Source organism: Bradyrhizobium sp. ORS 375, from assembly GCF_000239775.1.
In the GTDB taxonomy this organism is placed as follows: Bacteria; Pseudomonadota; Alphaproteobacteria; order Rhizobiales; family Xanthobacteraceae; genus Bradyrhizobium.
Genome location: NZ_CAFI01000400.1, coordinates 1 through 708, shown reverse-complemented (window position 1 = coordinate 708; position 708 = coordinate 1). Strand labels below are relative to the sequence as shown.

Sequence of the window (708 nt, the reverse complement as noted above, 5' to 3'; positions counted from 1 at the left end):
CCGTGCGGTCAAGCGCAGCGAACAGAGTCATTTACAACAAGCAGGATGCTTCACAGCACCAAGCTTGCGCCGAAATGACCCGGAGATAGTGAAGGCGTCGGTGCAAAGTCGAACGCGGACCGCTTGCGCGGTGGCATTCATTGCACGACCCTACTCGGATCGATCTCCTCTTCACGATGTCAGATAACACGCAGTCTTCTGTAATCCCGGTGAGGATCAGAAGATGCGAAGTGTTGTCTCGCGGACGAATTTGAACCAGCGCTATCAAGCGACCGCTCGGCAATCAAACCATCTGGTGGAGCCAGACGGGATCGAACCGACGACCTCATGCTTGCAAAGCACGCGCTCTCCCAGCTGAGCTATGGCCCCGTAACCAGAAGACGAAAGCGATGCAAACGCCAGAAAATGGTGGGCCTGGGAAGACTTGAACTTCCGACCTCACGCTTATCAAGCGCGCGCTCTAACCAACTGAGCTACAAGCCCCTAACGCTTCAGGGAACTTGCGACGTTCACTACCCCGGCGCATCCGCGCTCGAAACGTGAACCGTCAGCGCGAGCCCTTCAGGCAGCGTGTTCGTCCGCGAAGAAAGAGAAACGAAGACGGCGAAATCCCGCCAATGGAACTCAACCCGATCTGGCGATCGTGTTGGCCCCTGATGTTTCTAAAACAGCTCGATAGTGCGCGATCCGAAGATCGTGGCCCGAAAG

The 708-nt window shown here is 56.4% G+C and carries 2 tRNA genes; both read right to left on the bottom strand.

The features are described 5' to 3' along the window. Positions 1-293 precede the first annotated feature (293 nt). Positions 294-369 (bottom strand) — tRNA-Ala (locus BRAO375_RS26715). 37 nt (positions 370-406) lie between these two features. After that, a tRNA-Ile gene (locus BRAO375_RS26710) sits at positions 407-483 on the bottom strand. Positions 484-708: the final 225 nt, after the last annotated feature.